Raw genomic sequence first — 9,706 nt, 5'->3', positions numbered from 1 at the left:
TCCAGAGCGTGAATCACATCTCCGACAAAATGGGAATCCTAAATCCCCACAACCCCTAAAACAATATGGAAGGAAGACCGGGCGATGGATCGTGGAGACCATGAAATCCTGATGCGCATGCGCGCCGCACACGCGTGCGTCACCCTGGCGGAGACACCAAGATGACCGCATCCCCCGGCACCGCCCCCCAGGCCGGGCAATCCGCAGATATCCGCGTCCACGGCCGCATCTGCCCTTTCTGCGAACAGAACTGCGCGACCGAAGTCACCTTCGATCACACCGCCGGCAAAGTGGTGAGCATACGCGGCGACAAGCAGGACCCGCTAAGCCAGGGTTTCGTCTGCCCCAAGGCGGTGGCGGTGAAGGACCTGCACCACGCCTCCGACGTTCTGACCGGCCCGATGATCCGCCGTAACGGGCAATTTGAACCGGCGTCCTGGGACGAGGCGCTGGACTATGCGGCGAACCGTCTGCAGGCGATCCAGGCCGAGCACGGGCGCGATGCCGTTGGCCTGTTCTTCGGCACCAGCATCGCCCACATTCCCGGCTTCGCGTTCTACACCGGCCCGCTGCTCAACGCGCTGCAGACCAGGCAGATCTATTCGACCTCCAGCATCGATTGCCACCCCCACTTCCTGGCGGCGATGTCGATGTTCGGCGGCTTCACTTCGTTCCCGGTACCCGACATCGACCGCTCCGATTACTTCGTGCTGATCGGCGCGAACCCTTTGCAATCGAACGGCAGCTTCATGACCGCGCCCGGCGTGCCCCGGCGACTGAAGGCGATCCAGGAACGCGGCGGCAAGGTCGTGGTTATCGATCCGCGCCGGACCGAAACCGCGCGCATGGCCGACTGGTATCTGTCGATCGAGCCGGGCGGCGATGCCGCGCTGCTGCTGGCGATCGTGCGCACGCTGTTCGATGAAGGACTGGTCCAGCCCGGCCATCTCACCCCCTTTCTCAAGGGCGTGGATGCCCTGCGCGCGATGGCGCAGGACTTCGCTCCCGAACGGGTCGGCCCGGCCGTGGGCATCCCCGCAGAGGACATCCGCACGCTGGCCCGCGAGATCGCGGCAGCCCCGCGCGCCTGCCTTTACGGCCGCATCGGTTCCGCCATGCAGCGGTTCGGGTCGCTGACCAACTGGCTCATCAACGCCATCAACATCCTGACCGGCAACCTCGACCGCGAAGGCGGGCCGATGTTCCCGCAAGGCGTGTTCGAAGGCGTCATCATGTCCGACCGCTGCCGCGACGGGCAGCTCCCTTACGACCGTTGGCGTTCGCGCGTGAGCAACTGGCCCGAGATGGCCGGCCAGTTCCCTGCCGCGCTCATGGTGGAAGAGATGGAAACGCCCGGTGAAGGCCAGATGCGGGCGCTCGTCACCATGGGTGCCAACCCGGCTCTGTCCAGCCCCAATGGCGGCGGGCGGCTGTCGCAGGCGATGAGCAAGCTCGATTTCATGCTCTCGTTCGATATCTTCATCAACGAAACCACCCGTCATGCCGACGTGATCCTGCCCTCCCCGCCGCACCTGTCGCATTCGGACTTTATGGTGTTCTTCACCTTCCTGACCGTGCGCGACTACATCAAGTATGCACCGCCCGTGTTCGAGGCTCCGTCCGGAGCGCTGCATGACAGCGAGATCATCTGCGAACTGATCGGCCGGCTGACCGGGCAGAGCGCCGCTGCCGCCGACGACCAGGCGCTGCGGATGCTGGTCGATCAGTTGCGCGACCAGGGCAACGCGGTGATCGCCGGGCTTTCGTTCGAGCAGATCGTCCAGCATGTCGGCAGCGAGCCGGGCGAGGACCGGATGCTCGATGTGCTGCTGCGATCGGGCGCTTATGGAGACCACTTCGGCGACCGGCCGGACGGGCTGACGCTGGAACGGCTCAAGGCCATGCCGCACGGCGTCGATTTCGGCGCGATGGAGCCCCGGATCGACAAGGTGCTCCATCTGCCCGACGGCAAGATCGACCTCGCCCCGACGGTCATAACCGACGATCTTGCGCGTTTGGAAGCCTGGGTTGACGGCGAACGCGATGCCAGCCTGCGCCTAATGGGCCGCCGGCAGGTGCGCACCTGCAACACCTGGCTGCACAACTTCCCCTCGCTCGCCAAGGGGCCGGAGCTGTGCGTCCTGCTGATGCACCCCGCCGACGCGGCCGAACGCGGTATCCCCGACGGTGCGCGGGTCCGCGTGCGATCGCGGACCGGCACGGTCGAGGTCCCGGTCCACCTCAGCGACGAGATGCGGCGCGGCAACGTCAGCCTGCCACATGGCTGGGGCCACGACGAAGACGTCCCGGGCCAGCTTCATGCCAAGGCGCGGCCGGGGGTCAATTCCAACCACCTGGCCGATCACACCCTGCTCGACGCGCCGTCGGGCAACGTCAACCTCAATGAAATTCCGGTGGAAGTTGAATTACTTGCCACGGAATCAGCATGATCACCCAAGCGACACATCCAGCATACGAAAAAACTATAAGACCAAATCCAAAAATCGCTTGTCATGGAAAAACTGGAGTAGAATAAAAGCCGATATAATTTCGGGAATCACTCCTAGACAAGACCATCCACAGGGGAGAATACGATGTCTGATAAAAGGCTGGCGCTATATGTTAGCGCCTCGGTTGCCGCGCTTACTCTTTTTCCAGCTACTACATTTGCACAGTCGGCCGCTGGTGAGACCGAGAACTCCGGTATCGCCGAAATTGTTGTTACCGCCCAGAAGCGCGCGCAAAGCGTTATGGATGTCGGCGCGACGCTGAACGTGCTTTCAGCGGAAAACCTGACCAAGCAGCGCGTGTTCAAGGGCGAGGATCTGGCCATCGCCGTCCCCAGCCTCACCTTCGCGCGCTCGGCCTACAACACCCCGATCTTCTCGCTGCGCGGCATCGGCTTCAACTCGACCGCGCTCGGCGTGTACCCGGCGGTCAGCTTCTATCTTGACGAAGCGCCGCTGGCGTTCCCGGTGCTGGCCGCGAACCAGACGTTCGACCTGCAGCGGCTCGAAGTCCTGAAGGGTCCGCAAGGCACGCTGTTCGGGCAGAACTCTACCGGTGGCGCGATCAACATGATCGCCAACAAACCGACCGACCAGCTCGAGGTAGGCGGATCGATTTCCTACGGTCGTTTCAACATGTTCGAGGCGTCGGGACACATCAGCGGGCCGATTTCCGACACGCTGCGCGGGCGCTTCGCGTTCATGACGCACACCATGGACCCCTGGCAGATCAGCTATACGCGGCCCGATGACCGCAATGGCCGTGAAGCCTACTACACGGGTCGCGCGATCTTCGACTGGGAGCCGAGCGACAAGCTCAAGGCAACGCTTACCCTCGCCGCCAACAAGGACAATTCGCAGCCGCTGGCGCTGGCGCTCGTTGCTACCAATTATGCGTATCCAACCCTTCTGGGTACCGACCTTGGCAATCCGGTGCTGACGCAGCCGCTGATCCCGGGCGGCAATCCGCGCCTTGCGGACTGGGGCGGTCCGGTGGGGCCATCGGACAACCCGTTCATCCAGCAGGCCACCCCGACCCGGCTCTATGCCCACCGTAACCAGCAACAGGGCTCGCTGCGGCTGGAATTCCGTCCGACCGACGGGCTGCTGATGACGTCACTGTCGTCCTACGCGCGCTTCCGTCAGCACATGGGCGCATCGCGCAGCGGGTCTGCGATCCAGAACGAGGACCAGACCCGGATGGACGGCCGGATCGACAGCTTCGCGCAGGAAGTCCGTCTGGAAAATACCGACAATCCGGGGCTGCATTGGGTCGTTGGCGTGAACTACGAGAACAGCAAGATCAACGAAGATCAGCTACAATCGTATGCCAACAACACCAGCGCCATCAATTCCGGCATCTTCCAGAATGGCATCAAGGTCCATAACGCAATCGAGAACATCGCTGCGTTCGCCAATGTGGAAGTGGAAATCACGCCCGGCCTGACGGCCAAGGCCGGTGCGCGTTACACGGATTCGAAGATCAAGAACACCGCTTGCGGAACGGATGCGGGCGACGGCAACATCGCAAACATCTTCAACTTTCTGGGCGACCTGTTCAATGATAACTTCAATCCGGATGGTTCGCGCAAAAACCCGGACCTGTTTACGTATATCCAGCCGGGCGATTGCTTCACGCACAATTATGATCTGATTCCGGGCGAGGTGTTCCACGACACCCTCAAGCAGCACAACACTTCCTGGCGTGTCGGCCTTGACTACAAGGTTACGGACGACGTGCTGCTCTATGGCAACGTGTCGAAGGGCTACAAGGCAGGCAGCTATCCCACCGCGTCACCGGCCAGCTACGTCGGTCTCCAGCCGGTCACTCAGGAATCGGTGCTGGCCTACGAAGTGGGCGCGAAGTCGGAACTGCTCGAACGTCACCTGATCGTGAATGCGGCCGGGTTCATTTACGAGTATCGCGACAAGCAGGTTCAGGGCAGCATTGCCGATCCGGTGTGGGGGCTGCTGCCGCAGCTTCGCAATATTCCGAAGTCCAGGGTCAAAGGCGCTGAAATCGATGTGACGGCGGTTCCCTTCCGGGGGCTGACACTGACGGGTTCGGCAACGTACCTGAAAAGCGAGATCACCAAGGTTTCGCCGCTTGAATATGACGTGGTGGGCAACCAGGGCACCATCCTTGGTTCGGAACTGCCCCTGACGCCCGAGTGGTCCTATGCTCTTGGCGGTGAATACACGTTCGACGTCGGTTCGGTGCGGCCGTTTATCGGTGCCAACTGGCGTTGGGTCAAAGGCAACGATGCAAGTCTCGGAGGCTCGAACACGATCGTACCGCCTAACGCGCCGGAGTTGCCCCAGGATCGCGCGCTGCCGGGTCTGGTTCATCCGTTCGTCATCGGGTCCTATGGACTGCTCAGTGGCCGCGTCGGTGTCAACGGGCCGGAGGACAAATGGTCGGTGAGCGTCTGGTGCGACAACTGCACCAACAAATATTACTGGCTCAACGTGACTGTGGCGCAGGACAACATCAGCCGCGGCATCGGCCGCCCGGCAACCTACGGCGTCACCGCCTCGTTCAAGTATTGAGACCCCTCCCGTCGTAACGGGAAACCCTGTAGCGCCGCCGGGACGACAATCCTGGCGGCGCCTTTTTTTTTTCAGGTCGCCGCACTTCGCCGGAGCGATCGTCCGGCTCTGCCGCTGCGTTTGCGGGTCCAGATGACGAGCCCGGTGATGCACAGCATCGTCACCGCCGCGCCGATCAGGCTGACGGCGATCCGCCAGGGCGTCCCCAGGACATGCGCGGTGTGGAGGGCGACGATCCAGGCGGTGAAGGTATTGGCGGCGTTGCTCCCGGTCGGGATCTGTACCGCTTTCAGCGCGCCGGTGTCGCTGTCGAACGCCACGCTGGTCCCCGCGCCGTGCTTCGATATGTCGGCCGAGGTGGTGAAGCCATAGACATAGGCCCCGATCTCGGGCGAGTGCCACAGATAGGTCTCGCCGTCGCTGCGCATCGCCACACCCGCCTTGCGCGCCTCTTCACCGGCCAGCACCTGCCCCCGCGCCAGCGCCGCTTCGAAGCCGAGCGCGGGGTGCGCGCGCGGACGGGGCAGCATTGCCGAAAAGAACGCTTCGCGCGGGTCCTCTGCCCCCAACTGCTTCATCACCGGGACATAGATCTGCGGCAGGTTGAACGACACGCTCGACCACGCGAACACCAGCAGCAGCGGCCACAGCCACAGCCCGCCCGCGCGGTGCAGATCGAAATTCAGTTTGTACCCCGATGCCCGCCAGCGCACCATCCAGCTTGGCTGCCAGCGCCGCCACCATGTCTTGCCTGTCGCCCGGACCGTGCCCCTTGCCGGCGGTTTGTGGCGCACCGGCAGGGTCAGATAGAACCCGACGAAGCAATCGAGCGTCCAGATCAGCGCCGCCACGCCAAACACCAGCATCGCCGTCGGCCCCAGCGCCAGACTGTAGTGCAGCCGATAAACGAACGGCATGAGGTTCTTCATGCCCTGGCGGATATCGCCCCATTCGCGGCGGCCCAGTTCGCGCCCGGTATAGGGATCGAGGAACAGGTCATCCCAGCCGGGGCCGGGCTGCTCGATTCCCGTCTTCGGATCGGGCCAGCTCAGATGAAGTCGCAGGCTGCGCCCCGGCTCCACATCCAGCGGCACGAAATTGATCCGGGCACCGGGATAGCGGGCCAGCACCTGGTCGCGGATCGCCAGCACGTCCATCGGCCGTGCGCCGGGTGACGGCGGTGCCGCAAGGTGCAGTTCCGGCGCAGTTGCAACCTCCAGTTCGTCGAGCCAGGACAGGAAGATGCCGGTGAAGCCGGCCACCGCCAGGAACAGCGTCAGGCTGAGCCCGGCCCAGCGATGCAGGATCACCCAGAGCTGGCGCGACAGGGCCTTGCCTGCCCCGGTGGCTGGAGCAACGGCCGATGGCGCAGGGGCGGATCGAGTAGCCATGTCTTTCCTAGCTTTGGCGCACGCGCGCTGACCGAAACTGGTCGGCTGCCTGCATCGGGCGGGCACGGGCTCCCCTGATGCAGGCTTCTCGCGAAGTCGAGCCCCACGAACGCGGACCGCCCGCGCGACCTCCCGGGTCAGAACCGGTAGCTGACCGTTCCGAAGACATTCCGCTCGGCACCGACGAAACAGTCACCGCGGCCCAGGCAGGAGGCATAGTATTCCTTGTCGAACAGATTGGTGGCGTTGACCGCCAGGGTCCACGGCCCGCGGGTCAGTTCGACCAGAGCATCGACCAGCGTATAGCCGGGAGTGCGGATATTGCCGGAGACATGCGCGCCGGTATAGCGCACGCCGCTGCCCAGCCGCACCGCCGTATCGTCATCCAGCCGCAGCGTCTTGGTGGTCCACAGCGACGCGTTGTGCTTCGCCACATCCTCAAGCTGCTGCCTGGAGCCGGCCTCGCGGATGCGGGTGTAGCTGTAATTGGCGATCAGTTCGAAGTCGCCGGGCAGGATGCGGGTGGCCTCGATCTCGAAGCCCTTGGATGTCAGCGCGCCCGCCTGGCGCTGGTCGAACGGATCGGGGGTGGAGGCGTCATCGACCGGGCGGTTGTTTTCGCGAATATGGAACGCCGTCGCGGTGATCAATGTGCGCTCGTCGGGGTGCAGCTTGATCCCGCCTTCGAACTGCCGCCCGCGCTTGGGCTTGAACGGGTTGCCGTCGCTTGCAGAGCCCGAGATCGGCTCGAACGACTGGGTATAGCTGAAGAACGGCGAGAGGAACGGCAGCACATCGCCGATGATGCCGGCGCGGAAGGTGGTGGCGTTGTCCTTCACCACCACCCCTGCGGTATCCCGGGTGCTGACGTGATCGCGCCGCGCCCCGACGACGACCGAGACGCGATCGTACAGGCGGACCTGATCCTGGACGTAGACGCCCAACTGCTTCTGCGCGGTGTCCTCGAAACTGCCGCCGACGAAGTTCGGGTCCGACGCGGTCGGAATGCCGCCGCCGTAATTGGACAGGGCATCATAATCGATATTGTAGATATCGATGAATTCATAGCCGTACCCGCCCGTCTTGCGCACGCGGTTCCAGCTATAGTCGATACCCGCCAGCAGCTTGTGGCTGATCCGATCGCCGGTGTGGAAATCGAACTGGACATTGTTGTCGGTGGTGAAGATTTCCATCCGCGCGATGCTGCCGTCGGCATAGAGGCCGATCACGCGCTGGTCCGGATCGATATAGGGATTGTCGGGGTTGCCGTAGCTGTCCGGATAGTGGGTCAGGTACGTCAGGTCGCTGTCGATATAGCGGGCCTTGAGGTTGATCCGCACCGCCTCGCTGAACCGGTGGCTGACCGTGCCGGTGCCTTGCAGCAGGCGTCCGTCGTAACGATCCCAGCCGGGCTTGCCGATGAACAGGCTGTTCGCCAGCTTGCCGTTGGGATTGGGCTTGATCGTGCCCACATTGGGCAGGAACTGCGCCGTCGATCCGCCGTCGTCTTCCTGATAGAGGCCCAGCAGTTCCACATCGGTATCGGGCGTCGGCTGCCAGCGCAGCGACGGCGCGATCATCACCCGGTCGTCAGGGACGTGATCGGTCTGCGTCCCGGCATCGCGCACCCGCGCGACGATCCGGCCTGCCAGGCCATCGGTCAGCACGGTGTTGACGTCGGCCAGCACCTCCTTGCGGTCGAACGTGCCGTACCGCAGCGAGAATTCGCCCGTGTTTTTGAACTGCGGGTCCTTGGACACCATGTTGAGCAGCCCGCCGATCGAGCCTGATCCGAACAGCACCGAAGCCGGGCCGCGCACCACTTCGACGCGCGAGAAGTTGTAAGGGTCCGAGCGGATGCTGGCATAGTAGCTGTAGATATCGTGCATGCCGTCGCGGAACTGGATCGGGTTGATGCCGCGGATGAAGCCGCCGTCCACCCGGCTGTCCGAACCATAGGGGTTGGACTGGACGCCCGCGACATAGTTCAATGTGTCGGAGATCGAGACCGCACCCTGCGCCAGGTAAGTATCGGCGGTGATGACGGTGACCGGCTGCGGCGTTTCGAGCACCGGCGTATCGGTCTTGGTGCCCGATGCGTTGGTCTGGCGGGCACCGGTCACGATGATTGTCGATCGCGCCGCCGTTTCGGCGGCACCCTCCGCCTCTTCAGCCTGTGATGCCGGCACCAGCACCGCCAGATATGCAACCGCCGCAGCTCCGGCCAAGTATCCACGCTTCATTGTCATTCCCTGTTCCGGGCTTGCGCCCAATCGATCCGTTATCCCGACCCGCCGGCGTCGCTCGTGCGACGTCGGCAGGGGTCCGCAAAGGCGGACGCCGGCGCGCGTGCCGGCTTCGCGTTTTCCCGGAGATTGCCCCCGACGCGCCAGTGTCGCTAATGCGACTCATTCTTATTTGCAACAGAGAAAGTGAGGCGATTCGGGTTCAGCGACAACGGACGCGGAGCTTGGGCAATGCCTAAGCCGGGGTGACGAACCCGAAGTGGCCGAGACGGGCGCGCAGGCTGCGGATCTCTTCGGCCAGCGCCGCGCGGCGCGCGTCCGGCACCACGGCCAGGACCAGCATCCACGCGTCGTGCGTCATCCGCGCGACGAAGGCATCGTCATCCAGATCACCCTGCACCCACAGGTCGATCACCCCGGACGAGTGCGACAGCAGCGCCAGCGCCATGTCGTGGCGGGTGAAGCCGGGGCTGGCGGGATCGTCGTGCAGGTAGCCGAGCTCCATCATCCCGGCGAGGCGGCGGCGCCACAGCTCGAGTCCGCGCGTCAGGTAGGACGGCCGCGCCGCCATGTCGCGCTCGCCGAGCTGGAACTTGTAGAGCGGCCGGTAAAGCCGCGATTTGCGCACGAAGAATTCGGCCGCAAACGTCATCGTCGCTACCGCATCGCGCACCGGATCGCCTTGCGAAGGCATCGCGTCGCAGCCGCTCATGATCTCGTCCAGCCCGCGGTTGAGCAGGTCGTACAGCACCGCACCCTTCGACCCGAAGATGTTGTAGAATGTGGTCGGACTGACCCCGACATGCCCGGCAAGCGTCTGCATCGTGAAATCGGTGCTCGATGTCGCGTTGATGAGGTCCTCGACGCGATCGAGAATGATGCCCCGGCGCTCCGCCTTGGGGATGGATCGGATCATGCTCATCCTCTCAACTGCGCGGAAATGGCTGCGAACCGGGGCCGGATATCCGCTTGCCGGCCATTTCAACGCGCAAATCCATAAGCTGCTTTACAA

Annotated in this window: 5 protein-coding genes; 2 read left to right on the top strand and 3 right to left on the bottom strand. The window is 63.7% G+C overall.

The features are described 5' to 3' along the window. The first annotated feature begins 161 nt into the window (after nt 1–161). Complete coding sequence (locus IE122_RS07530) at nt 162–2,450, top strand: molybdopterin-dependent oxidoreductase (protein WP_189620522.1); 2,289 nt, start codon at nt 162–164, stop codon at nt 2,448–2,450. Nucleotides 2,451–2,594: 144 nt separating this feature from the next. Next, the gene (locus IE122_RS07525) at nt 2,595–5,057 is read left to right on the top strand and encodes a TonB-dependent receptor (RefSeq protein WP_189620520.1); all 2,463 of its coding nucleotides are present in this window, start codon (nt 2,595–2,597) and stop codon (nt 5,055–5,057) included. Between the two features lie 71 nt (nt 5,058–5,128). On the opposite strand, the gene IE122_RS07520 is transcribed toward IE122_RS07525, so the two are convergent. The 3 genes from IE122_RS07520 to IE122_RS07510 form a co-directional block, all read right to left on the bottom strand. Beyond that, complete coding sequence (locus tag IE122_RS07520) at nt 5,129–6,448, bottom strand: PepSY-associated TM helix domain-containing protein (protein ID WP_189620518.1); 1,320 nt, start codon at nt 6,446–6,448, stop codon at nt 5,129–5,131. Nucleotides 6,449–6,585: 137 nt separating this feature from the next. Continuing rightward, nucleotides 6,586–8,691, bottom strand: coding sequence for a TonB-dependent siderophore receptor (locus IE122_RS07515; protein ID WP_189620517.1), 2,106 nt, complete (start codon nt 8,689–8,691; stop codon nt 6,586–6,588). A gap of 238 nt (nt 8,692–8,929) precedes the next feature. After that, the gene (locus tag IE122_RS07510; RefSeq protein WP_189620515.1) at nt 8,930–9,610 is read right to left on the bottom strand and encodes a TetR/AcrR family transcriptional regulator; all 681 of its coding nucleotides are present in this window, start codon (nt 9,608–9,610) and stop codon (nt 8,930–8,932) included. Nucleotides 9,611–9,706: the final 96 nt, after the last annotated feature.

Source organism: Novosphingobium colocasiae, from assembly GCF_014652555.1.
In the GTDB taxonomy this organism is placed as follows: domain Bacteria; phylum Pseudomonadota; class Alphaproteobacteria; order Sphingomonadales; family Sphingomonadaceae; genus Novosphingobium; species Novosphingobium colocasiae.
This window is presented reverse-complemented; position numbering and strand designations above follow the sequence as displayed.

Bases quoted from the DNA above. Each gene is read 5' to 3' on its own strand.
- IE122_RS07520 (WP_189620518.1), bottom strand. From the start codon at position 6,448: ATGGCTACTCGATCCGCCCCTGCGCCATCGGCCGTTGCTCCAGCCACC.
- IE122_RS07525 (WP_189620520.1), top strand. From the start codon at position 2,595: ATGTCTGATAAAAGGCTGGCGCTATATGTTAGCGCCTCGGTTGCCGCG.
- IE122_RS07510 (WP_189620515.1), bottom strand. From the start codon at position 9,610: ATGATCCGATCCATCCCCAAGGCGGAGCGCCGGGGCATCATTCTCGAT.
- IE122_RS07530 (WP_189620522.1), top strand. From the start codon at position 162: ATGACCGCATCCCCCGGCACCGCCCCCCAGGCCGGGCAATCCGCAGAT.
- IE122_RS07515 (WP_189620517.1), bottom strand. From the start codon at position 8,691: ATGAAGCGTGGATACTTGGCCGGAGCTGCGGCGGTTGCATATCTGGCG.